The sequence below is a fragment of the Nocardia sp. CWNU-33 genome (assembly GCF_046764895.1).
Taxonomy (GTDB): domain Bacteria; phylum Actinomycetota; class Actinomycetes; order Mycobacteriales; family Mycobacteriaceae; genus Nocardia.
Window position 1 is genome coordinate 145,759 of record NZ_JBKOQN010000004.1, and the last position, 26,542, is coordinate 172,300.

At 66.1% G+C, this 26,542-nt stretch carries 9 protein-coding genes and 1 tRNA gene; 8 read left to right on the plus strand and 2 right to left on the minus strand.

Annotated features, from left to right (window positions below):
* Positions 1-12 precede the first annotated feature (12 nt).
* The 3 genes from ACLMAL_RS06625 (at position 13) to ACLMAL_RS06635 (ending at position 2,208) form a co-directional block, all read left to right on the plus strand.
* Positions 13-672, plus strand: coding sequence for an FtsB family cell division protein (locus ACLMAL_RS06625; RefSeq protein ID WP_411998263.1), 660 nt, complete (start codon positions 13-15; stop codon positions 670-672).
* Positions 669-1,199, plus strand: a complete 531-nt coding sequence (locus tag ACLMAL_RS06630; RefSeq protein ID WP_328406057.1) for a DUF501 domain-containing protein — start codon at positions 669-671, stop codon at positions 1,197-1,199. The genes ACLMAL_RS06625 and ACLMAL_RS06630 overlap by 4 nt, the downstream gene beginning before the upstream one ends.
* 61 nt (positions 1,200-1,260) lie before the next feature.
* Positions 1,261-2,208: an exopolyphosphatase gene (locus ACLMAL_RS06635; protein WP_411998264.1), complete on the plus strand. Its 948-nt coding sequence runs from the start codon at positions 1,261-1,263 to the stop codon at positions 2,206-2,208.
* Positions 2,209-2,215: 7 nt separating this feature from the next.
* Here the strand turns inward: ACLMAL_RS06635 and ACLMAL_RS06640 are convergent, their stop codons facing one another.
* Complete coding sequence (locus ACLMAL_RS06640; RefSeq protein WP_411998265.1) at positions 2,216-2,665, minus strand: SRPBCC family protein; 450 nt, start codon at positions 2,663-2,665, stop codon at positions 2,216-2,218.
* 337 nt (positions 2,666-3,002) lie between these two features.
* Here ACLMAL_RS06640 and ACLMAL_RS06645 point away from each other — a divergent pair, with 337 nt between their 5' ends.
* The 5 genes from ACLMAL_RS06645 (at position 3,003) to ACLMAL_RS06665 (ending at position 25,762) form a co-directional block, all read left to right on the plus strand.
* Positions 3,003-4,469 (plus strand): peptide MFS transporter, encoded by a 1,467-nt coding sequence (locus ACLMAL_RS06645; RefSeq protein WP_411998266.1) that lies wholly within the window; start codon positions 3,003-3,005, stop codon positions 4,467-4,469.
* A 53-nt stretch (positions 4,470-4,522) separates the two neighbouring features.
* Positions 4,523-6,025, plus strand: coding sequence for an amino acid permease (locus ACLMAL_RS06650; RefSeq protein WP_411998267.1), 1,503 nt, complete (start codon positions 4,523-4,525; stop codon positions 6,023-6,025).
* Positions 6,026-6,191: 166 nt separating this feature from the next.
* Positions 6,192-6,265, plus strand: a tRNA-Leu gene (locus tag ACLMAL_RS06655).
* Positions 6,266-6,615: 350 nt separating this feature from the next.
* Positions 6,616-6,843, plus strand: coding sequence for a hypothetical protein (locus ACLMAL_RS06660; protein WP_411998268.1), 228 nt, complete (start codon positions 6,616-6,618; stop codon positions 6,841-6,843).
* A 727-nt stretch (positions 6,844-7,570) separates the two neighbouring features.
* Positions 7,571-25,762 carry an amino acid adenylation domain-containing protein gene (locus ACLMAL_RS06665; protein WP_411998269.1) on the plus strand — a complete coding sequence of 6,064 codons (18,192 nt, stop codon included), beginning with the start codon at positions 7,571-7,573 and terminating at the stop codon, positions 25,760-25,762.
* Here the strand turns inward: ACLMAL_RS06665 and ACLMAL_RS06670 are convergent.
* Positions 25,743-26,411, minus strand: coding sequence for a hypothetical protein (locus tag ACLMAL_RS06670; protein ID WP_411998270.1), 669 nt, complete (start codon positions 26,409-26,411; stop codon positions 25,743-25,745). The genes ACLMAL_RS06665 and ACLMAL_RS06670 overlap by 20 nt on opposite strands.
* Between the last annotated feature and the right edge of the window lie 131 nt (positions 26,412-26,542).

Here is a 26,542-nt window from a genome sequence, read left to right on the forward strand (position 1 = left end):
TAGGGGAGCAGTATGACGGAGCGACGTGCGCGTGGTACCAGTCCGGCCGGACGCGGGAACCGCCGCACGTCGCGTGCCGTCCGGCCGCGCCCTGCCGACACCACTGCCCGACCCGCCGCCGCGCGCACTTCGCGCAAGCGGGCGGACTCGGACAATAAAGCAGCGCCACAGAAGGTCGAAGCGCGGGCCGGTGCACACGACGACCGGCATGAGCGCACCATCCTCGGGCTGTCCACCGGCAAGGCGGTAGTCCTCGCCATCGTGGTGTGCGCACTGGCACTCACTCTGGCGGTGCCGCTGCGCACCTATTTCACGCAGCGGGCCGAGGCGGCGCAATTGGCGCAGCAACGCACCGAGCTGGAAGCCGATCTGGCCCGGTTGCGTGATCGCCGTGCGCAGCAACAGGATCCGGCCTACGTCAAGACCGAGGCCAGGGACCGGCTGCGGCTGGTGATGCCCGGTGAAACGCCCTACATCGTGCAGGTGCCGGGTATCGAAGCACCTGCCCAGCCTGCCGCGGCGCCCAAATCCAAGGCGCCCGACCCCTGGTACACCGAGCTGTGGCGCAGCATCTCCCAACCGCAGGCCCCCGCGGCCGATCCGGTGGCGCCGACACCGCCCGGCCCGCCGGCTGCCACGCCGCCCCCGCCAGAACCGGAAGGACCCAGGTGACCGAACCGACCGACCGCGATCTCGAGATCATCGCCAAGCAGCTCGGCCGCGAACCGCGCGGTGTGCTCGCCGTCGCCTATCGCACCCCGGACGGACTGCCCGCGGTAGTGAAGACCGCGCCCCGGTTGCCCGACGGCACGCCCTTCCCGACGCTGTATTACCTGACCGACCCGAGGCTGACCGCCGAGGCGAGCAGGCAGGAATCGGCGGGTGTGATGCGGGAGATGACCGACCGGCTCGCTGCCGACCCGGAATTGGCCGCCGCCTACCGTGCCGCGCACGAGAGTTATCTGGCCGAGCGCAACGAAATCGAGTCCCTCGGCACCGATTTCACCGGTGGCGGGATGCCGGAGCGGGTCAAATGCCTGCATGTGCTGATCGCGCACGCCTTGGCGAAGGGGCCAGGGGTCAATCCGTTCGGCGATGAGGCGGTGGCTCTCGCGGCCGACAATGGTCTGCGTGGCACGGCGATTCCCGCCGACTGGCCGACATACCAACGGACCGAGGCGCAGGCGGACGAGCGCTGATCGGCGCGGAATTGGACCTCGCGGCGAGTGGACCTCGCGGTGGAAGTGGACGGAGCACAGCATGAGTGACCGAGTAGCAGCCGTCGACTGCGGCACCAATTCGATCCGACTATTGATCGCCGACGTGCTCGGCGACGGTCGCCTCGCGGACGTGCATCGTGAGATGCGCATCGTCCGGCTCGGCCAGGGCGTCGACGCGTCCGGCTCGCTGGCCCCCGAGGCCATCGAACGAACCAGGGTCGCGCTGGCCGACTACGCGGTATTGATGCGCGAGGCCGGCGTCAGCCGCGTGCGGATGGTCGCCACCTCTGCCACACGCGATGCCTCCAACCGGGAGGACTTCTTCGACATGGCCCGTGCCGAACTCGGCACCGTGGTGCCCGGCGCAGAGGCCGAGGTGATCACCGGTGACGAGGAGGCGCGGCTGTCGTTCACCGGAGCGGTCGGCGAATTGTCCAGTGAGCGTGGCCCTTTCGTGGTCGTCGACCTGGGCGGCGGCTCGACCGAGCTCGTGCTCGGCGACAGTGACGGTGTGCAGGCCGCATTTTCGGCCGACATCGGGTGTGTCCGGATCACCGAGCGCTGTCTGCCTGGCAACCCGCCGACGGACGACCAGGTCAGCGCCGCAAGGGAATTCGCCGCGCAGCGACTAGCCGAGGCCTTCGCGCGCGTTCCCGTCGAGAGCGCGCACACGTGGGTCGGCGTCGCGGGCACCATGACCACCATCGCCGCCGTCGCCCTGGATCTCCCCGAATACGACTCCGAGCGAGTTCATCTGACCCGCCTGAACGCGGATCAGATCCACGCGGTCTGCGACAGCCTGATCGCCATGAATCACGACCAGCGCGCCGCCCTCGGCCCCATGCATCCCGGCCGCGTCGACGTCATCGGCGGCGGCGCGGTGATCACCGAGGTCCTCGCCGACGAATTGTCCCGGCGTGCAGGCATTTCCGAACTCATCGTCAGTGAGCACGACATCCTCGACGGCATCGCGCTGTCCATCGTCTGAGGTCCGGTCAGGTCGCTGCGCGGGACTTGCCGATGATGAGATCGGACAGTCGTCCCAGTGACTCCTGGTTGCGCGGTTTGAGCAGCAGGCCCTGCACGGCGTTCGGCAGCAGCTGACCGGGGCCGCTCATGGCGTGTTCGGTCATTCTGATGCGCGTCACACCCGGCGCGACCTCATCCAGGTCCAAGCGGATGCGCGCCGAGCCTACCGGCCACAGCCGCGCCTCCAGGTCGAGCATCCGAGGTGCGTCTACCGCGCGCACCTCGGTGACATCCTGCACGGTCAGCGGCCAAAGTCCGAGGCTGTAGTGAATACGGGTGCCGACTGCGGGCCAGCCGGGATCGACTTCCCGAATATGCGACGCGCCGACTACCCAGCTCGCATACAGCCAGCCGTCAGCGAGGGCCGCGAACGCCCGCTCGGGGGCGACAGTCACGGTGACTTCGGCTTCGATCATCGGTGTACCCGCCTTCTTGGACCGTGTGCCGCCGGGACGCCACGGCGACGCTGCCGATGAAAACGCGCGATCAGTGCCGATCGCCGTGATGTCCAGCCTAATGAGTCGACAAGCGGAGCAAGCTGACGGCCAGGTGGTATCGATGACTGTCCTTCGCCACGATCTGCGATCGCCGCACGGTGTCGAGCCCGCACAGATGAGCTCCGACAATCCGGTCATACGAGGTTTTGTTCAGATCGTCGGCCATATCACCTGAACATCAACCCTGATCAGTGAAACATTCTTACGGATCTCGCGGATCTCGGATATTTCCCGCCCAGCGTGGGATCGTCGGACCATGTCCGACGCAGCCATAACTGAGCAACCGGTCGAGGGGCGGACCCTGTTCGGTCATCCCATTGGACTGACCAATCTTTTTGGTGTCGAGCTATGGGAACGATTCTCGTTCTACGGGATGCTCACCATCCTCGGCTACTACCTGTACTACTCGACGACCGAGGGCGGTCTCGGGTTGTCGCAGAGCACCGGCGTCGGGATCGTCGGTGCCTACGGCGGCCTGGTGTATCTATCCACGGTGCTCGGCGGCTGGATCGCCGACCGGCTGCTCGGTATGGAACGCACCGTGTTCTACGGCGGCGTAGTGGTGATGGCTGGACATGTCGCGCTCGGAGTGTTGCCGGGCCTGGTCGGTGTCGGTGTCGGCCTCGTACTCGTCGCGTTCGGAAGCGGCGGGCTGAAGGCCAATGCGTCCTCGCTGCTGGGCACCCTCTACAAACCCGGCGATCCGCGTTTCGACGGCGGCTTTACGTTGTTCTATCTTGGTATCAACCTCGGCGCCTTCAGCGGCCCGATGCTCACCGGTCTGTTGCAACGGCACTGGGGGTTTCATTATGGGTTCGGCGCTGCCGCGGTCGGCATGGCGGTCGGTCTGACGCAGTACGTGGTGTTCCGCCGCAACCTCGGCTCTGCGGGCAGGCAGGTGCCTAATCCGTTGCCGCGCAGTGCCCTCCGCCCGATCGCCGCACTGTTCGTCGGTGCCGCGATCGTTGTCGCGATAGTGCTGGCAACCGGGCTGGTGAATCTGAACAACCTTTCGGAGGTCACCACCGGCGTCATCGTCGTCGCGTCGATCGCCTATTTCGTCGTCATGCTGACCAGCGCCAAGGTGTCCACGGTCGAGCGCAGCCGAGTCCGTGCGTTCATTCCGCTGTTCATTGCGAACGCTGTGTTCTGGTCGCTGTTCCAGCAGATCTTCACGGTGCTCGCGGTGTACTCCGATGAGCGAATGAACTGGAGCATTTTCGGCTGGACCGCACCGTCGAGCTGGATCGGTTCGGTGGAGCCGGTCTGGATCATTCTGCTGTCACCGCTTTTCGCGTTGATGTGGACCAAACTCGGCAACCGAGCGCCGAGTACCCCGCACAAGTTCGCCATGGGCGTCATCGGAATGGGCTTGGCATTCTGGCTGTTCGTGCTGTTCTCGAGTGCCGAGGGCAAGTCGGTTCCCGCCCTGGCGGTGTTTGCTGTCATGGCCGCGTTCGCCGTCTCGGAGTTGCTGCTCTCGCCCATCGGTCTTTCGGTCACCACGCAGTTGGCTCCCGAAGCCTTCCGCGCCCAGATGATGGCGCTGTACTTCTTCTCGGTCGGCCTCGGCACCTCGATGTCGGGCACGCTGGCCCGCTTCTACGATGCCGACCACGAATTCGCCTACTTCGGCATCACCGGCGCGGTCGCGATCCTGGCGGGGCTGGTAGTCGTTGCCTTGTCACCCTTGGTGAGCCGACACATGCAAGGCGTTCACTAGCATTCAGCGAGGTCTCGAGTACCCCTTCGAGATCAACGATACAAGGAGACCGTGTGACGACTTCGCGACCCGATCGTCGAAACGCTCTGTTCCGCACCAAATCCGTGGAGCAGTCGATCCAAGACACCGACGAGCCGGACTCCAAGCTACGCAAGGATCTGACCGCCTGGGACCTCACGGTCTTCGGTGTCGCCGTCGTCGTCGGTGCCGGTATCTTCACCCTCACCGCGCGGACCGCCGGAAATGTTGCCGGGCCGTCGGTTTCGCTCGCTTTTGTCTTCGCCGCGATCGCCTGTGGGCTCACGGCGCTCTGTTACGCAGAGTTCGCCTCGACCGTGCCGGTAGCCGGCAGTGCATACACGTTCTCCTACGCAACCTTTGGTGAGCTGGTCGCCTGGATCATCGGCTGGGACTTGATTTTGGAGTTCGCGCTCGCGACTTCCGTTGTGGCCAAGGGCTGGTCGCAATACCTCGGCGAAGTGATGGGGTCTCGACAGCCGGTCGTGCATCTCGGGCCTATCACCTTCGATTGGGGCGCAGTACTTCTCATCGCGATTCTCGCGGTGTTGCTCGCGGTCGGAACGAAGGTCTCATCCCGGGTTTCCGCAGTGGCGGTGGCCATCAAATTGTGTGTGGTCGCGCTGGTGCTGGTCGTTGGTGCCACCTATTTCGACTCTTCGAATCTGAAGCCCTACATTCCGCCGTCGCAGCCGGGAGCGGAAGGTGAGGGGTTGCACCAGTCGCTGTTCTCGTTCCTCACCGGCGCGGGCCACAGCACCTTCGGCTGGTACGGCTTGCTCGCGGCCGCCAGTCTGGTGTTCTTCGCGTTCATCGGCTTCGATGTCGTCGCGACCACCGCCGAGGAAACGAAGAACCCGCAAAAATCCTTGCCTCGGGGCATTCTCGGTTCACTGCTGATCGTCACGGTGCTCTATGTCGCGGTCTCCCTCGTGCTCACCGGAATGGTCCCTTACACCGCCCTCGCCGGTGACAATGCCACGCTTGCCACCGCCTTCGCGATCCACGGCGCGACCTGGGTGAAGAACATCATCTCCGTCGGCGCGCTCGCCGGTCTGACCACCGTTGTCATGGTGATGTACCTCGGGCAGACCCGAGTCCTGTTCGCCATGTCCCGCGACGGGCTGTTGCCGCGCAGGTTGGCCCACACCGGTAAACATGGCACCCCGGTGCGCCTGACCGTCATCGTGGGCGTCATTTGCGCGATCCTGGCCGGCTTCATCGACTTCGGCACCCTCGAAGAGATGGTCAATATCGGCACCTTGTTCGCCTTCGTGCTCGTCGCCATCGGCGTGCTCATCCTGCGCCGCACCCGTCCGGACCTCCCGCGTGGCTTCCGAGTCCCCCTTGTCCCGCTCATCCCCGTCCTCGCGGTCCTGGCCTGCGCGTGGCTGATGCTCAACCTCTCCGTCGAAACTTGGCTCCGCTTCGTGGTCTGGATGGCTCTGGGCCTGCTCGTCTACGTCGCCTACGGCCGCCGCCACTCCGTGCTGCGCACTACCCCCGGCACAGCTCAGCCCGCAGACGCCACCGACTGAACCGGCGAATTCTTCGACGAGCAGCACACGAGGGCGGCGACACGCCGTGAACTCCGCCATCATGCGCCACTCGTCGCCCAGGCATGCCCATCCGGCCTAGCGTGGCAGGCACAGCCGTCCGAGGAGTATTTCGGTACGGCAGTACGAGTCGGTACGCTGACCGGGCGCCCCTATAGCCCAATTGGCAGAGGCAGCAGACTTAAAATCTGCAAAGTGTCGGTTCGAATCCGACTGGGGGCACGAGATTTCTCCGGCCGGCAACCAGCCCCGGGATGATGGCGAAGGCCAGGGCGCCAGTCGTGCATATCGCGGCGAGCCACGATGACCAGTGTCACGACGGTTGCTGCCGCGGTGGTGAGCAGCAGGCAGCCGAAATGTCGAAGAGCGCAGGACGCATCGGCGGCAAACCGGCCAATTTCCATGGGAGAGGCAGCCGCCACTTCTGGTGGGGCCGGGGTGGGTGTGGGGCAGTCCGATGGCGCGTGTGGTGGCAGCCTGAGGTTCGGGCGTGGCGGCCTCGGGACCTTGGGCCAGGCGAGTGATACATGAGGCCGAACTCCAAGGAGCGGACGTGGCAGCGATGGCGGTAGATGCTCGAACGAAATCCTGTCGCCGTGCACCGTGGCGCGGTCTTGCCAGTGGCGCAGCCCGAGCGAATCGCGGGCGCCGGGCACGAGGTCGGCGGTAACGGATCCGAATTCGTCACGTCCACGTTGGAGCACGGGCATGACGCAGGCGAGCGGCGGATCCTGTCGCGGGAACGGCGCGTCGCCGATCAGACCCTCGATAACGAGCTCGCTGTCGAGCGAGCGAATTAATACCGTTGCAGATAGCTATTCCCAATTCGGACCGTCCCCGGCTCGTCCATGGGCGTAAACGGGGATTTCGCAGCGCAAATTCAGCGGCTCGTAATGACTCGGCAATCCCGCAGTCTACGGAGTGCCGCAGGCGGTCCAAAACATAGCGCGGTTAATCATAAGCAACCATCTGATCGAGGAGTCGCGCTGGCGAGTGGGGAGCCCCTGGATCTCCCGCAGGATTCGATGTCTACCTGGTGCTGAAGCATTCGAAACAGGTCGCGCAGTTGTTCGGGATTTCAAGGCCTATTGTGGGGCGGTGGAACTGTCGATAGCCTAATCCGGCCCATCATGGCGGACGTTAGCTGTATCTTTGCTGCTCTACCGGTATGAACTGCTCTCTCAGGCTCGCATGGCCGATCGTACCACGATAGAGCCATTTTGACGGCGCGACAAGTGTCTGCACCATATTTGCGGCCGGATGTCGAATCGTACTCTAAACTTGTGGCTTCAGTCCCTGGGCTCTGCGCTGCGGGCGACCGGACGATGGACGAATGACTGAAACGTCCGGCCGACGAGAACGCCGCGCATCGTCGGCGAGATCGGGTGCCGATCGCCACGACTATCCCTTCCTGAGCACACGATCCGGTTATCGTTACCATATTGCAAAATTCCAACAAGCCGGTACAGGCAACTTTGCAGCAATATAACTGAGATCCTGAATGCAACGATGTCAGCGGAGGTCGAAATGGGCCAAAAGAGTGACAGCCCGGACTTATCGAAATGGTTGGAAATCAGCTCATTCCGCTCTTCCGGAAACCCGGATTCTGGTAACGGGTCCGGCGCGCGCTCCAACGGTAATGGAGACACGCGACTGCCGTCATTCGACATTCTTCCACTGACTGCGGCGCAGCGGGGGATCTGGTTTGCCCAGCATCTCGCGGAATCGTCGCCGATATCTGTGGCCCAATACGTCGAGATCGTAGGCGAGTTGGACGTGGAACTGCTTGCCGAGGCCTGCAGAACCGCCAGTCGCGAGTTCGGATCCGGACATATGCGACTGATCGAGGTCGACGGAGAGCCGTGTCAGTTCGTCCACGAAAGTGGAGGTCAGGTGTCGGTCGTGGACTTGCGCCGGCACACCGATCCGGTGGCAACTGCGCACAGACTTATGGTTCAGGATTATTCAGCTCCGTTGGACTTGCTGAATGACGACCTCATGACGAGCATTGTGTTCCAGGTCGGCGAGGACCATTTCCTGTGGTACCAGCGCGCGCACCATATCGCGCTCGACGGATTTGCTGCGGTAACAATGCTGCACCGGATAACCGAGTTGTACAACGCTTGGGTGAGGTCCGAGGAAGCGGCACCGTGCGCGGCGCAGGACCTGGGGGACGTCGTCGAGCAGGATCTGGCGTACCGGGGTTCGGCGCGTTTCGACAACGACCGCAAGTACTGGCTGGAGCACCTGGCAGGCGCACCTCCCGTCGTCAGCCTGGCCGGTCGCGTGGGCAAGCCCACCATTCATCCGGCGCTGGTCAGCACAGAGCTGCCGGAGGCCACCGCGCATCTTCTGGAAAGCGTCGCGCTCGAGCACGGCCCGAGTGTGGCTCCGGTCATCGTCGCGGCGTTCGCCGCTTATCTCGCGCGGATGACCGGAAGCGATGAAGTATTGCTGAGTCTGCCGGTTTCGGGTCGGCACTCTGCCGTGCTGCGCCGTTCGGGAGGGATGGTGGCAAATGTGGTCCCGCTGCGAGTGCAGGTCGCCGGCCGCAGCGTCGGTGAACTGATCGCCGCTGTGCAAAGCGAGTTGACGAGTGCTCTTCGGCGGCAGCGCTACCGCCAAGAGGACATATTCCACGATATGGGGATTGCCCGCGACGAGGCGGCATCCTTCGGGCCGGCCGTGAACCTCATGATGATCGAGAACGAGGTTGTGCTGGGCAACACGACGGGCCGCCTGAACGTCCTCACCTCAGGCCCTACCGCCGACCTTTTCGTCAATATCTACCCGGGCGCGGGCAGAGACAGTACACATATCGACTTCCAAGGGAACCCGAATGCCTACAGCCCCGACGAGCTCGCTGCTCACCATCGGCGGTTCTGCATGTTTCTGCACGAGTTCCTCGCCGGGGGAGAGGGATGTCCGGTCAGCAGACTGCCGCTGCTCGAAGCACAGGAACGGTCTGCGCTGCTACCTGTCCGGGGGCCCAGCGGGGTCGAAACACGGCTACTTCCGGAGATTCTGACCGAGAGCGTGCGCCGGAATCGTAGTGCGTGCGCAATCACCTCGGCCGGGCAGACAATGACGTATGGCGAGCTGGACACCAGATCCTCCCAGCTGGCCCGGCATCTGATAGCTCTGGGTTGTGGGCCGGACACGGCGGTGGCGATCATGCTGCGACGCTCGGTCGAATCGGTCGTGGCGACCTGGGCGGTCGCGAAATGCGGGGCCGCGTTTGTCCAGTTGGCCCCCGAGTACCCGTCGAAGCGGATAGAACATATGGTCGCCGACAGCGGCGCAGCTGTGGCAATCACCGTCGACGCCCTGCGCGGGCGGCTCCCGCTGGCGATGCCCCACGTGGTTCTCGACGACCCCGCAACGCTGGGGGAATGCGACGCTGCGAGCGGGCCGATTTCCGACGATGACCGTGTCCGCCCACTACGGCCGTCCAACGTCGCCTATATCACCTATACCTCCGGATCCACCGGAGCGCCGAAAGGCGTCCAGGTCACGCACACCGGCCTCGCGAATCTCGTTGCCGACCGCGCCACCACGTACGGCATCGACACAACATCCCGCGTGTCCTATGCCCTCTCACCCAGTTTCGACGCCTCCCTGGAACAGTTTCTGACCTGCTTCGCGAACGGATCCACGCTGGTGATCGTGCCGCCTGAGGTGACCGGCGGTGAGCCGCTCACGCAACTGCTGGCCGACGAGCACGTGACCCACCTGACGCTGACGCCCACGATGCTGGCAACCGTGGACCCGCCTCCGACGACCGACTTGCGGGTGGTCGTGGTCGGTGGCGACGTATGTCCACCGCACGTCATCGAGCGGTGGACACCGTCGGTGTCCATGTACAACGAATACGGTCCCACCGAAACCACCGTGACCGCCGTCGGTGCCATGCTGAGACCCGGTCGTGCCCACACGGTCGGTGGCCCCATCCGTGGCGTCTCGGCGATGGTGCTGGACCGAACGCTCCAACCGGTGCCCAAAGGCGCCGCGGGCGAGTTGTATCTCGCCGGGCCGGGATTGGCCCGTGGATACAGCCATCTGTGCGTCGAAACCGCCGCCCGGTTCGTCGCCGATCCGTACGGCGGCACCGGCGATCGGATGTACCGCACCGGCGACATCGCGCGCTGGACCGGCGACAATGCCGATCTGACGCTGGAGTTGATGGGGCGCAGCGACTTCCAGGTCAAGATCCGCGGATACCGGATCGAACCGGGTGAAATCGACTCCGTGCTCACCACACACGAGGACGTGGCCCTTTCCGTCACGGTGCCGGTGCAGAACAACACCGGCACGACCGTGCTGGTGTCCTATGTCGTCCCGCTCAACGGCCGTCGGATCGATCCGCTCGAACTCCAAGGCTTCGCCCGCGATTCGCTGCCGCCGCATATGGCCCCGGCGGTGATCCTCTGGATGGACAGCCTCCCGGTGAACGCCTTCGGCAAGCTCGATCGCAGCGCTTTGCCGAAGCCCGAATTCGGGACCGCGCCGGTCGGTCGGGCGCCGGCCACAGCCCGGGAAAAGACGGTCGCAAGGCTGTTCACCGAGGTGCTCGGCGTGCCTCGAGTCGGGGCGGACGACAGCTTCTTCGCCCTCGGCGGCGATAGCATTCTGTCGATCCGGTTGGTGGCGCGGGCCAAGGCCGAGGGCCTGAGTTTCTCCACACAGGATGTGTTCGTGCACAAGACCGTCGCGGGCCTGGCGGCCACGGCGACGGAAGCCGGCGATACCCCCGGTTTGGCCGAGTTGCCCGGTGGCGGCATAGGGCCGATGCCGTTGTCACCGATTATGCGCGCAATGCTCGATCGGGGTCACTACGACCGATTTGCGCAGGCCGCGCTCGTGCAGCTGCCCGAGGGGGTTGATCGAGCGGGCCTTGTGCGCGTACTGGGATCCCTGCTGGACCGCCACGATATGCTGCGCGCGGCACTGCGCGGCGGTGATTCGGTTGATCGGTACGTCGAAGTACTCGATCGGGAAGCGGTCGACCCGGACGCCGCGCTCGTCGATGTTCGGCTCGATCGGCGTGACGCCGCCGAAGTCGACCGGCACCTGCACAACGCCGCGGATCGATTGGACCCGAGTAACGGTGTGCTCATTCAGGCCGTCTGGATTCAGGATGGCAACGGCTCGGGACCCGACCTGATGTGGCTGGTGATCCACCATCTCGCCGTCGACGCGGTGTCGTGGCGCATCATCCTCGCCGACCTCGCGCAAGCCTGGTCGCAGGTTTCCGGCGGCGGCGAACCGCATTTCGGCCCGGTCACCACCTCGTTCCGGCGGTGGGTGCACGGGCTGGTCGAGCAGGCGCCGGACAGGCGGTCGGCGGAGCTCGACCTGTGGAAAGACATGCTCGAGCGAGGCGATCAGCTCATCGGGTCGCGCCGTCTTGTCCCGGATCGAGACGTCGGGGCCACGGCGGGCCGGGTACATCAGCGCATCCCGGCAGCGGTTGCCGAGGCGGTTCTCATCACCATTCCGGACCGCTTCCACTGCAGTGCCAACGATCCGTTGCTCGCGGCCCTGGTACTGGCACTCGGTGAGTGGCGGCGCAGGCGTGGTTCGGCGGCGGCCGCCGGAGAGTTGATCTCGCTGGAAGGGCACGGCCGCGAGGAGCGGGCCGTCCCCGGCGCCGATCTCGGCGCCACCGTGGGCTGGTTCACCACACGCTTCCCGGTCCGGATCGGAGGGGAGAATATCGACCTCGATGATGCGCTGGCCGGCGGCCTGAGTGCGAGACTGGCGATAAAGCAGGTGAAGGAGCAGCTGCGCGCGGTGCCCGGCAACGGCATCGGCTATCAGATGCTGCGTCACCTCGATTCCCAGGGCAGCGCCGAGCTCGCAGACCTGCCCGAACCTCAGATCAGTTTCAACTATCTCGGGCGGGTGGGTGTCGGTGAACGCTCGGTGCCCTGGGCGCCGACGACCGAATTCACCGCACTGACCGCGACGAGCGATCCGGGGATGACGCTGTCCGCCGTGCTCGATATCAATGCGATCGCCGAGGAAGGCCGCGACGGGCTCGAACTCGACGCGACCTGGGAGTTCGCCTCGCAGGTATTGGGAGGTCAGGACGTCGACGAGCTCGCCGGGCTGTGGGCTCGAGCTCTGGGGGCACTTGCCGATCATGTCCGATCCGACACCACACCCGGCTTCACCCCCTCCGACTTCCCGCTTACCGCGGTATCGCAGGACGATGTCGACAACTGGCTGCGGGACTACCCGTCGATGACCGATGTGTGGCCACTCACCGCCCTGCAGTCCGGGCTGCTGTTCCACACGATCTACGACCGGGACGGCGACGACGGCTACATCGTGCAGGCGGCGCTGACGTTTGCCGGGCAGGTGGATGCGGAGCGGATGCGGCGGGCCGCGCAGGTGCTCATCGACCGGCACGACAGTCTGCGGACCGCGTTCGTCGAAAGTGCCGATGGGCCACGTCAGATCGTGTTGCGCGACACCAAGGTCGATTGGGCCGAGTCGAGTATCACCGATATCAGCGATGCCGGCCGGCAGGCCGAAGCGCTTCGGCGACTCGCGACGGCGGCCGCGGCTCCGTTCGACCCGGCCCGCCCGCCGCTGGTGCGTTTCCACCTCGTGCGCACCGGCGTCGATATGTTCCAGTTGCTGGTCACCAACCACCACCTCGTGCTGGACGGCTGGTCGATGCCCCTGCTGATCCACGAATTGCTCGCGTTGTACACATCCGACGGCGATACCGCCGAGCTCGCGCCCCCTCGTTCGTATCGAGAGTATCTGCAGTGGCTACAGGTTCAGGATCGCGACGCCGCAACCGCCGCGTGGCGGGAGATGCTTGCTGGAATCGACAGTCCGACGCGGGTCACGAGCGGGCCGGATCGGATCGTCACCATGCACGCCGGCGAAGTCGGCCTGAACCTGGACGCCGCGACCACCGCTGCGATTCTCGATCTGGGCCGCTCGCACGGCGTCACTGCCAACACGGCCCTGCAGGTGGCGTGGGCATTGCTGGTGGCCGTCCTGACCGGACGGTCGGACGTGGTGTTCGGCAACACGTTGTCGAACCGCCCGCCGCAGATTCCGGATATCGAGCGTACGGTCGGGCTCCTCGTCAACACGCTGCCCGTCCGAGTCCGACTCGAACCCGACGAAACCGTCGGCGACCTGCTCGTCCGCGTGCAATCCGAGCAGGCCGCCATGCTGGATCACCAGCACATCGGCTTGGCGGAGCTGCAACGGGCCACTGGTATCACCGATATGTTCGACACCGCGACGGTGCTCGAGTCCTATCCGCTCGACCGGGAACTGTTGGCACGCAATCTCTCCGACGCCGGATTGCGGCTCGTCGAGATCGACGCACACGATGCCACGCCGTATCCGCTGAGTTTGCAAGTGAGCCCGCCGCGGTCGAGTCGCGACGGACGACTGGACGCCGACGAGCCCGGCACCTACTCGGTGATGCTGAAATTCGCCACCGACCGATTCGATTCACACGATGCCCGCACACTGCTCGAACGATTCGAACTGCTTCTCACGCAGATCGTCAGCGATCCCGCTCAGAAGGTCGCCGCGATCTCCTCCTGCTGGGATTCCGAACGCGCGGAACTGCTTTCGGTCGGCAGCGAAGAGCCGGCCGCGGAGCTCGTGCTGCGCGACATCCTGTGGGGGACCGCGCGGAGGTATCCGGATGCCGTGGCTGTCCGGTGCGGTGACACCACGTGGACCTATCGTGAGCTGGAGCGTCGCGCGAACGGGTGCGCTCGTCTGCTGGTCGGCCATGGTGCTCGCGCCGAGTCGATCGTCGCATTGGCCGTTCCCCGTTCGGTCGAACTGGTCGTTGCGATCTGGGCGGTGGCGAAAACAGGCGCCGCCTTCCTGCCGTTGGATCCCGGCAATCCCGCCGCGCGGATCGAGGAGTTGTTGTCCGACTCACGGACCAGTCTGGGCGTGACGACCAGCGCTGTGGCACCGCAGCTTCCGGATACTGTCGACTGGTTGATTCTGGACGCTTCGGCTTCGGACGTTCATGAGGATCTACCTCGTCCGTCCGGTGTCCCGGCCGGGGCCGACCGGCTGTCGGCCGACAATGCGGCATACGTGATCCATACATCCGGATCGACCGGCAAACCGAAGGCGGTCCACCTCAGCCATCGAGGTCTGGCCGACCTTGTCGCGGCGCAAGTCGACGCCTTCGGTGTGGGTACGGATTCGGTGGTGTTGCAGGTCGCGTCGCCGGGATTCGACGCCTGCTTGTCGGAGTTGCTGTTGGCGCACGGCAGTGGCGCCTGTCTCGTGGTGGCGCCACCGGAGGTGTACGGCGGGGCCGACCTCGAGGAATTGCTTCGGTCGCAGCAGGTTTCGCACGCGATCATCACCCCGTCCGTGCTGGGCACCATGGATCCGTCCCGGACGCCGTCGTTGGCATCGCTCGCGGTCGTCGGTGAAGCGACCGGGCCGGACACCGTGAACCGATGGGGCGCTGGGCGACGGCTGATGAATCATTACGGACCGACCGAGTGCACGATCTGGGCGACGGGGTCGGATGCCCTCGTACCCGGCGAGCCGGTGACGATCGGTGGCCCGATCCGAGGCGCGTCCGCGATGGTTCTCGACACGTGGCTGCGACCGGTGCCGGTCGGTGTCGCGGGCGAACTCTATATCGGTGGGCCCGGACTTGCCCGCGGGTACGTCGATCGACCGGGCGTGACCGCGTCGCGCTTCGTTGCCGATCCGCGATCCACCCGCGGCCAGCGGATCTACCGCACCGGTGATTCCGTGCGCTGGGTGCGCGGAAGCGCCGGGTTGGCACTGGAATATCTGGGCCGCAGCGATCAACAGGTCAAGATTCACGGCCTGCGGATCGAGCCGGGGGAAATCGATGCCCACCTGGCCCGGCACCCGGACATGGCGAGCGTCGCCACCGTTGCGGTGCAAGGGCCTGCCGGCGAACCGGTTCTGGTGTCCTATGTCGTCTCCGCGACGGGCGCTGCCGTGGATGTGGCGGCACTCGGCGACGATCTCGCGGGCAGGCTACCTCGTTATATGAATCCTGCGGCGATCGTGCAGCTCGAAGAGATGCCGTGCACCCCCACGGGAAAGATCGATCGGAAAGCATTGCGGCAGCGCGCCTTCGACTCCGACACCGCAGCCGGCAGGCCGCCGTCGACGCATACTGAGCAGGTCGTGGCGCAACTGTTCGCCGATGTGCTCCATCTCGATACGGTGTCCGCCGATAGCAACTTCTTCGCGCTCGGCGGGGACAGTATCGTCTCGATGCGGCTGGTGGCGCTGGCGAGATCCGCCGGGCTCACGTTCACGCCGCGAGATGTATTCGAAGGCAAGACAGTTGCCGCCCTCGCCGCGATGGCGGGCGGCGGAGCGGCTCCGGTGACAATCCCGACGGCGGATCATGCTTCGGAGTTTCCGCTCGTCGCGCTCACACAACCCGACATCGATCGGCTCGAACGGCAGTACCGCGGCCTGTCGGACGTATGGCCGTTGTCGCCCACGCAATCCGGGATGCACTTCCACTCGATGTTCGACCCGGATGCCGGGGACAACTACACCGTCCAGACGATGATCGGACTTTCCGGCGCGGTCGACGGTGCGCGCCTGCGACGTGCCGCTCAGGCCGTGGTCGACCGGCACGATATCCTGCGGGCCGCATTTGTGGAGACGGCAGCCGGGCCGTGCCAGATCGTGCTGGACCATGCCGAAATCCCGTTCCGGGAGATCGATCTCGCCGATGCCGGCGATGCGGAATCCCCCGCCGACCCGCGATCCATTGCCGCGGCGGACGCGGCGGCGGGATTCGACCTGTCGGCTCCTCCGCTGCTGCGCTTGACGCTGATCCGTCTCGATGCGGGGTCTTTCCGGCTGCTCGTCACGAATCACCATGTGATCCTGGATGGCTGGTCGATGCCGCTGCTGATGCGGGAACTGCTCGACTACTACGGATCTCCCGCGCATATCGACTCCGCCGAACCCGCGCCCTCCTACCGCGACTATCTGTCCTGGCTGGGTCGGCAGGACAGCACCGCATCCAAAGCGGCATGGGCGCAAGCCTTTTCGGATGTCGGCGCACCCACCCGGGTGTCCCGCGACATCGGCGCGGCGGGCCCGGTATCCGCCGCCGAGGTCGGGGCCGAGCTGACGGCGGATCGTTTCGGAGAACTCCGTCGAGTGGCGGCGCAGGCGGGTGTCACTGTCAATACGGCCGTCACCGCGGCCTGGGCCCTGAATCTGCGCGTGCTGACCGGTGAGACCGATGTGATCTTCGGCGCCGCGGTGTCGGGCCGACCGCCGGAGTTGCCGCTGGTCGATCAGACGCTCGGCATGTTCCTGACTACGGTTCCGGTGCGAGTCCCGCTCGAACCCACAATGACGGTACGCGAGTTGCTGACCGGCATTCAGGCGCGGCACGCGCGCATGCTGGAGCATCACCATATCGGTCTGCCCGAGATTCACCGCAGCGTCGGACTGCCCGAACTCTTCGACACCGCGATCGCCTTCCAGTCGTTCCCGGTCGACCGGACGGCGCTGCAGGAACTCGTCGATTCGGCGGGCCTGCGGGTGGACGAACTCAGCGGTGTGGACGCGACGCCGTACCCGCTGAGCCTGGTCGTGGAACCGAAGCAGTCCGAGGACGGTGAGGCACAGGGGCTGCGGATCATCCTCCGATTCCACGACCGTGCATTCGATACCGCGTCGGCGCGCCGCATCCTCGACCGCTTCGTCGAGTTGCTGTGCCGGATCGCCGCGAACGCGGACGTGCGGCTGGGTGAGCTGCCGCTCGACGCGGAACCGGGGCCGTCGTGGCCGGTTTCGGGTGCGGAAGCTGCGATTCCGGACACGTTGGACCGCATACTCGCCGCTTCCGCTTCCGCTGCCGCCGAACTCGACGCGATCGCCGTGCGGTGTGGTACGGCCGCCATGACCTACCGGCAGCTCGACGAGCGCTCCGCACGTCTGGCTCGGGTCCTGCTGCGGCACGGCGCCCGGCGAGGACAGGTCGTCGCCTCTGTGCTTCCGCGATCCCTTGCGGCGACGGTGGCACTGTGGGCCGTGTCCAAGACGGGCGCCGCCTTCCTACCGATTGATCCGGCCCTGCCATCGGACCGCATCGCATTTCTGCTGTCGGACTCGAAAACCATCCTCGGGCTTACCGATACGTCCATCAGGAAGCACCTTCCGGATGGCGTCGACTGGCTGATCCTCGACGCGGAGCAGACGCTCGGCGCCATGGACTCGGTTCCTGCCGTGCCGATCAGCGATGCCGAACGCGGCGGGCCGATTCGGCGGGATCAGACCGCGTACGTGAGTTACACCTCCGGGTCGACCGGAACGCCCAAGGGCGTTCTCGTCAGCCATCGCGGCTTGGCCGATATCGTCGCGGCCCAGCGGCGAATACTCGACGTCGACCCGACGTCGGTGGTGCTGCAGGTCGCCTCGCCCAGTTTCGACGCCTCGGTGTTCGAGCTGTTGATGGCGCACGGCTCGGGCGGTCGGCTCGTCGTCTCGCCTGCCGATGTCTACGCCGGCCCCGAGCTGGCGAATCTGATTCGGCGAGAAGGTATTTCGCATGCCATAGTGACCCCTTCGGCGCTGGCGACAGTCCCGTGCGATGGTCTCGACGGGCTGCGCGTGCTGGCAGCGGCCGGTGAGCCGGTCGGGCCGGAACTGGTCGATCGGTGGGCGCCACATCGCGCCATGGTCAATGTCTACGGGCCGACGGAATGCACTATCTGGGCTACCTCCGGCGACGCTCTGGCACCGGGTGTCACGATCACGATCGGCAGGCCGGTCGGCCCGGTCGCGGCCGTGGTCCTGGATACCTGGTTGCGGCCCGTGCCGGCCGGTGTCGCGGGCGAGCTGTACCTGTTCGGCCCCGGCCTGGCCAATGGGTATATCGCCAGGATGGGGTTGACTGCGGCGCGGTTCGTCGCATGCCCGTTCGGGGAGTCGGGTCAGCGCATGTACGCGACCGGTGACGTGGTGCGTCGCACCGCCGATGGTGAGATGGAGTTCTTGGGTCGCAACGATTTTCAGGTGAAGGTGCGTGGCACCAGGATCGAGCTGGGGGAAATCGACGCGGTGCTGGGTGCGCGTGCGGATGTGGCATACGCCGTCACCGTGCCGCGCAGCGATGAGGGGCGACCGGTGCTGCTGGTGTCCTATGTCGTGCCCGCGACCGGGGCGGAGGTATCGGGCGAGGAGTTGCGTGCGGCGCTGGCCGAGGCGTTGCCCCGGTACATGGTGCCATCCGCGGTGGTGGTGCTGGACGAGGTGCCGCTGACCGCCAACGGGAAGCTGGATCGCGAGCGGTTGCCCGAACCCGTTGCCGTCGCCCGCGAATTCCGGGCGCCATCGCCGGGGTTGGAAGAGTTGGTCGCGCGGACATTCGAGCAGGTACTCGACGTGGACCGGGTGGGAGTCGACGACGACTTCTTCGCGCTGGGCGGCGATTCGCTGAGCGCCTCGCTTGTGGTGGCGCGCATAGGTGCGGCCATGGACGTGCGCGTGCCGGTGCGATCGGTATTCGAGGCGCCGACCGTCGGCGAATTGGCCGCGCTCGCAGGGACACTCAGCGGTGGGGGCCGGTTGCCCCTACTGCCCGGAGTGCACCCCGACCCCGTGCCGCTGTCGCTGGCACAGCAGCGGATGTGGTTCCTGAACCGGTTCGAGCCGGACTCGGCGGCATACAACATTCCGGTGATGCTGCGGCTGTCGGGACAGCTGGACACCGCGGCGCTGGCGGCCGCGCTCGCGGATGTGATGGCACGTCACGAGGTACTGCGAACGATATATCCGGAAGTCTCCGGTGAGCCGCGGCAGGTCGTTCTCGACGAGCCCGCGGTGCCAGTGCAGCCGGTGCGAGTGCCGGTGGATTCGGTCCCCGATGTGGTGGGCGAGTTCGTGCGGCGCGGATTCGATGTGACGGCCGGAGTGCCGATGCGAGTGGGATTGTTCGAGCTCGACGGTGACACAGGAGAATTCCTGCTGGTGCTGGTGGTCCATCACATCGCAGGCGATGGTCAGTCGATGGGGCCGCTGGCCCGTGACGTGATGGCGGCGTATACCGCGCGACTGGCAGGGCACGCGCCGGAATGGGAGCCGCTGGCCGTGCAGTACGCGGATTTCGCGTGGTGGCAACGGCAGATGCTGGGGACTGAGGACGATCCGGCGTCGTTGATGTCCACGCAGCTGGAGTTCTGGCGCTCGACGCTCGCGGACGCACCGGACCGGCTGGAACTGCCCGCGGACCGATCACGCCCGACCGTCGCATCACTGTCGGGAAGCCGGGTTCCGGTGGAGATCGATGCGAGGCTGCACGAGCGGTTGCTCACGCTGGCACGGTCGCGCGGGTCGTCGCTGTTCATGGTGATGCATGCGGCGCTGGCAACGGTATTGGGGCGTCTCGGTGGCAGCGATGATGTAGTGATCGGCACCCCGGTCGCGGGGCGCGGCGAGCCCGCTCTGGACGATCTGGTGGGGATGTTCGTGAACACCCTCGCATTGCGGACCCGGGTGGATATGGGCGAGCCGTTCGCCGAGTTGCTGATGCGCACTCGCGAGACGGACCTGCTTGCGTTCGAGCACTCGGACGTGCCGTTCGAGCGGGTCGTGGAGGCGTTGAGCCCGGAACGATCGGCGGCGCGGCATCCGTTGTTCCAGGTGGCCCTGGCGTTCCAGAACGTGTCGACGGTCGATATCGCGCTGCCCGATGTCCGGGTCGCCCGAGCGGATGTTGATACCGGGGCGACCCAGTTCGACTTGCAACTGGCGCTGTCCGATTCGTTCGGCAATGCCGGTGTGGTGCAGGGCATCTCGGGAACGATGACCTATGCGCGGGATCTGTTCGACGAGGCGACCGTGGCGGCGATCATCCGACGGTTGGTGCGGGTGCTGGAAGCCGTCGCCGACGATCCGGCCGTAGTGATCGGGGATATCGACTGGCTGGAAGCCGACGAGCGCTCGGCGCTCACATCGCGGGTGGGGGCGCATACCGTGGCGGCACCGGAGCCCTCCGGATTGCTGCCGGACGTGTTCGCCTCGGCCGTGCGGGACAACGGCGACGGTATCGCTGTTGTCGCGGGGGATGTCACGTTGTCGTATGCACAGCTGGACAAGCGGTCCAGCCGGCTGGCGAGGGTACTGATCCGCCGTGGCGCCGGACCGGAGCATCCGGTCCTGGTGGCGGCAGCGCGGTCGATGGAATCCGTCGTCGCGTGGTGGGCGGTGGTCAAGACGGGTGCGGCGTACGTGCCGGTGGACCCAGGCTATCCCGCGAGCCGGATCGAGCAGATGGTCTCGGATTCCGATGCGACGCTGGGAATTACGGTGTCCTCGGCGCGTGCCAAGGTGCCCGATTCGGTGGACTGGATCGTGCTCGACGACCCGGCCGTCGCCGCGCAGATCGACGCGGCGGCGAGCGGCCCGATCGGTGATGACGAGCGACCGCGGCCGCTGCGGGCCTCGGATGTCGCCTACGTGATCTTCACCTCCGGAACGACCGGGGTGCCGAAGGGCGTCGCCATGACACATTCCGGCATCGCAGACTTCGTCTCGGGGTGGCGCGCCGACCGCGAGCTTCGGCACACGTCCAGGGTCTTGCACTTCGCGACGCCGTCGTTCGACGCCGCACTGATGGAGATCCTGATCGCGGTCAGCCGGGCCGCTGTACTGGTCGTGGCGCCGACAGGGATCTACGGCGGTGGCGAGCTGGCCGAGCTCTTGCGCGTACAGCGGGTCACCCACGCGTTTCTGACCCCGGCCGCGCTCGCCTCGGTGGATCCGGCCGGGCTGGACGACTTGCGGGTGGTGATGTCCGGTGGTGAGGAGGTCCCGGCGGATCTGGTGAGCCGATGGGCAGGCACCGACACCGCGGGCGCCAGGAAGTTCCAGGTGCTGTACGGGCCGACCGAGGCCACGATCGCCGCCACGGCGACAGGTGCGCTGCGACCGGCCGACCGGCCGACGATCGGTACCCCGCTGCCGGGAATACAGACGCTGGTTTTGGATGCCCGGTTGCAGCCGGTGCCGATAGGGGTGGCCGGAGAGCTGTATCTGGCGGGTCCTGCGCTGGCGCGCGGGTACCTGAACAGGGCGGCGACGAATGCGGCGCGGTTCGTGGCGCACCCGTTCGGGGAACCGGGACGTCGCATGTATCGCACGGGTGATGTGGTGCGCTGGAATACCGACGGTGCCCTGGAATTTCTGGGGCGCAACGATTCCCAGGTGAAGATCCGCGGTTACCGTATCGAGCTCGGCGAGATCGACGCGGTGTTGAGCGCGCGAGCGGATGTCGCATACGCGGTCACCGTGGCGCGGCGGGAGGACACCGGTGCGGTGATGTTGGTGTCCTACGCGGTGCCGGAAGCCGGGGTGAGCTTGTCGGGTGAACAGTTGCGGGCGTCGTTGGCCGAGGTGTTGCCGTCGTACCTGGTACCCGCCGCGGTGATGATCCTGGACGCGATCCCCCTGTTGCCGAATGGAAAACTCGACCGCGCGACCCTGCCCGCACCCGTCGTCCAGGCCAAGCGATTCCGGGCCCCGGCGTCACCGGTGCAGGAAATAGTGGCCGGCGTATTCGCCGACGTCCTCGGCATCGATGGTCCGATAGGCGCCGACGACGACTTCTTCGAACTGGGTGGCAACAGCCTGGTGGCCACCCGCCTAGCCGCACGGATCGGTGCCGCCCTCGACGCGACCATCCCGGCGTCGATGATTTTCGAGGCGCCGACGGTCGCGCGGTTGGCCGCGCGCGCCGAATCGCGGGTCGACACCGGTCGGGTGGCGCTGACCGCACAGCAACGGCCGCAGCGAATTCCCCTGTCGTACGCACAGCAGCGAATGTGGTTCCTGAACCGGCTCGACCCCGGCTCGGCGGCCTACGGCATTCCGATCGTGCTACGACTGTCTGGACAGCTGAATCTCGACGCGCTGCGCGCGGCCGTCGAGGATGTGCTGAACCGGCACGAGGTACTGCGGACCGTATACCCGTATGGTGAGGGCGAGCTGTCGCAGGTTGTCCTTCCCGCCGCCGAGGCGATCGCGCCGGTGACCGTGACCTCGGTCACGGAATATGAACTGGCCGAAGCGTTGTCGGCGTTCGTCTCGACGGTGTTCGATCTGACGGTCGAGGCGCCGGTGCGGGTCCGGTTGTTCGAGCTCGGGCCGAACGAGTGGATCCTGGCCGTAGTGGTGCATCACATCTCCTGCGACGGGTCGTCGCTCGGCCCGCTGGCACGGGACATGATGACCGCGTACACGGCACGCCTGGTCGGGGAGATACCGAGCCGCCCGCCGCTGCCGGTGCAGTACGCCGACTACGCGATCTGGCAGCGGACCGTGCTGGGGACCGAAGACGATCCCGACTCGCTGCTACGCGCCCAGATCGACTACTGGACAGTCGAATTGGCGGAACTTCCGGTTTTGCTCGAGCTGCCGACCGACCGAACGCGCCCGCCCGTACAGACCCACGCGGGCGCGAGCGTACCGATAACCGTCGGTGCCGATCTGCACGCGCGATTGCAGCAGGTCGCGCGAGCACACAACGCGACGCTGTTCATGGTCTTGCACGCTGCGCTGGCGGCTACGCTGGCCCGGCTGGCCGATACGGACGATATCGCGATCGGCACTCCGCATGCGGGACGCGGCGAACCCGAACTCGACGATCTGGTCGGGATGTTCGTCAACACGCTGGTGCTGCGGACCCGGTTGACCCCGGGGATGACCTTCACACAGCTGCTCGAGCACGTGCGCGGGACCGATCTGGCCGCGTTAGCGCACGCCGATGTTCCGTTCGAGCGACTGGTGCAGGAGCTGAATCCGGTGCGGTCGCATGCCCACCATCCACTGTTCCAGGTGATGCTGGCATTCCAGAACGTCGGCAGTGCCCAGTTCGAACTTCCGGGGCTCTCGGCGTCGGCTGTGACGGCCGACATCGACACCGCACTGTTCGATCTGCAGATCACGGTGTCGGATTCCTACGACTCCACCGGTGCCGCGGCCGGCATCAGCGGCGCGGTGACCTACGCGAGCGACCTCTTCGACGCGACAACGGTGACCACGATCGTCGATCGCCTGCTGCGGTTGCTCGGCGCACTGGTGACCGATTCGGCACAGCCGGTGCACGAGGTGGATCTGCTCGACGCAGATGAACGGGAAGCCGTTCTGACGCGGTGGAATGCGACCGATCGCCGGCTCCGTCCCGACGAGACGCTGGTCTCCGTCTTCGCCCACTCCGTAGCGGCGCATGCGGACCGGCCCGCGATAATAGTCGGAGAACAGTCGCTGACCTATGCGGAATTCGCGTCTCGCGTATACCGGTTGGCGCGGTGGTTGATCTCCCGCGGAGTGGGTCCGGAGTCGTTGGTGGCGCTGCGGATGCGGCGTTCACTGGACCAGGTCACCGCCACGTACGCGGTGCAGGCCGCGGGCGGCGGGTACGTGCCGGTCGATCCGGACCTTCCGGCCGACCGGATCGCGTACATGCTGTCGATCGCCGCACCGGTGCTGGAGCTGTCGTCCCTCGAAGGGCTGGAGCTGTCCGGATTCGATGACGCGCCGGTCACCGACGCCGATCGGCTCGCACCGCTACGACCGCACAACGTTGCATACCTGCTCTTCACTTCGGGGTCCACCGGGCGACCGAAAGGTGTTGCGATATTGCACTCTTCGGTAGTCAACCAGGTGCGGTGGGTCAACGAAATCTCCGCACTGACGCCGAATGACGTCGTACTGCAGAAGTCCCCGGCCACGTTCGACATGTCGGTGTGGGAGCTGTTTGCGCCACTGGCGGTGGGGGCGCGGCTGGTGATCGCGCGAGCCGACGGGCATACCGACCCGGCTTATCTCGCCGAAACCATTGCCACCCAGCGGGTCACGATCACCGCGTTCGTGCCGTCGATGCTGGCGGTATTTGCGGACGCGACGCCTGCGGGGTCGCTGGAGTCGGTGCGGACGCTCCTGGTGGGTGGTGAGGCATTCGGCCCTGAGGTGGTGGACGCCGCGCGGCGAATTGTGCCCGGGGTCGAGTTGCACAATATGTACGGGCCGACCGAGTTCACCGTGTGCGCGACCTCGCATCGGGTGACCGACGCCGACAGCGGGAGCATGCAGATGGGCACACCGGTATGGAACGCACGGGCATACGTACTCGACAAGCGGTTACATCCGGTACCGCCCGGGGTCGCGGGGGAGCTGTACTTGGCGGGCAACCAGCTCGCGCGCGGCTATCAGTCACGTCCGGGCCTCACCGCGGAACGGTTCGTGCCCGACCCGTACGGTGACGGCCGGCGCCTGTACCGCACCGGCGACCTGGTGCGCTGGCGCCGGAGCGGCGAATTGGAATACATGGGCCGCACCGATTTTCAGGTGAAGCTGCGCGGCCTGCGCATCGAACTCGGTGAAATCGAGGCAGTACTTGCCGAGCACCCCAGCGTCGCCCGGGCGATCGCTGTGGTGCGCTCCACCGGTGCGGTGGACCACCTCGTCGGCTACCTCGTGCCTGCCGCGGGCGCCACGGTCGACACCGCAGCGGTCTCGGTGCACGCGGCAACGAAACTGCCCGACTACATGGTGCCCACCACGATGGTGGTGCTCGACACGGTGCCCCTCAGCCCGTCGGGCAAGCTGGACCGCACGCGGCTACCGGAGCCGGTGCTCGCGGTAGGGGAGTTCAGGGAGCCCTCGTCGTGGCTGGAATGGGAGGTTGCCCGGGCCTTCGGAACGGTACTCGGTGTGGATCGGGTGGGCGTCGATGACGACTTCTACGCATTGGGTGGTAACTCGCTGAAGTCGGTGCAAGTGGTGAGCGAGTTGCGCAAGGAACTCGACTACGAGGTTCCGATCAGCTGGATGTTGTCGGATCGCTGTCCGGCCGACCTGGCAAAGCGGATCGAATCCGGAATGCGCTCCGGCCCCGCCCTCGACCGGACCGATGTCGGCTTCGATGTGTTGTTGCCGATCCGGACCGGCGGTGAGCGAGCACCACTGTTCTGTATCCACCCGGCCTTGGGCCTGTCGTGGTGTTACCGCACATTCGACCAGTACCTCTCCGACGGTCGACCGATCTACGGCATTCAGGCGCCACAAATCGGCGGTGAGGTCCCCGGTCCGACATCGATCGAAGAAATGGCCGAACGCTACTTCGACGAGATTCGCGCGGTTCAGCCACACGGCCCCTATCACCTCCTCGGCTGGTCACTGGGTGGTGCGATCGCCCATGCCATTGCCGTCGAGATGCGCGCCGCCGGTGAACAGGTTGCGCTACTGGCACTGTTGGACGCCGAGGTGGGCGGTGTCGACGAGTCGACGCTTCGCACCGTCACGGCCGGAGAACTGATCAGCAATCTCGGCCCGGTCATGGGCGTCGATTACGTGAGCCCCGATGCGACTGCCGAGGAGGCCGCCGACCTGATCGAACGGCACCTGGGGGGCAGCCTCGGTATCGACGCCGCACGGATCGAGCGTCTGACCGATGCCTACAACCTGGCGATCCGGGCAGCCAGTGTGTGGCGGCCCGCGGTCTTGGACAGCGACATGCTCTACTTCGCCGCGACACGTGAAAGGCGATCCGATGCTGCGGGTCACGAGGGATGGGCGCGGGTGGTCCGCGGGCAGATGTCGATTTTCGACATCGATGCGACCCACCTCACAATGACCGAACCCGGAGCGATTGCTCAGATCGCCCGGATTCTCAATGCACGACTGGATTGATGACCGCGTTTTCTTTCGGCGAGTTGGTGGGCGCGCCGGATCCATCGGTTCGGCCGTCTTCTTGCGGGAGGGGCGTGGTGATGCCGACTATCGTCCCGACCGACGCCCCGAGTGCTCCACCGAGCAGGGCGGCGGGTCCGGCGACGACGGCGACCCCGACGGCCGCGCCGGCGAGCGGGCCGACAACCAAGCCGGTCGGCATGAACGGGATACCGGCGACGAACCCGGCGCCCGCGCCGACCATTCCGGCGGCTATCGCGACGGGCGCGACCACTCCCGCGCCGATGCCCGCGCCGATTGCCGCACCGACGCTTGCGTCCACGGCGGTGATGGTGCATCGACGGGGATCTACGGGGACGTGCTCGCAGAACGCTTGGATCGGCTCCTGATTCACGGCCGGCGCCGAGTCCGGTGCGTCCACCGTCACGAGTCGAGTCCAATTGCCGGCGGCGAGCGGATTCGCCGGGCTGACGATTCGATCGCCGCGGCGTGTGTCGGGCGGCGATACGATGTCGGCCGCCGACTGGCCGAGTGGAGGCGTCAGTGATAGCCAGTCCGCTGTCGTCGGCGGCGTGGCAGGTGCCTGCGCGGTGTCATCCAGAAATGCGTTGGCTACTCCGGTTCCGAGAACGACCGCAATCGGCAACATGCTCGCAATCAATATCGGACGTGATCGCCGCGAACGACCGGCTTCTGGCATTCCGCACCTCCTGGACGTCTACCTCTTAGGCTTCTCGACTTCGAGTATTTGTCGCACGTTGCGGCGCTGATAGCTTAAGC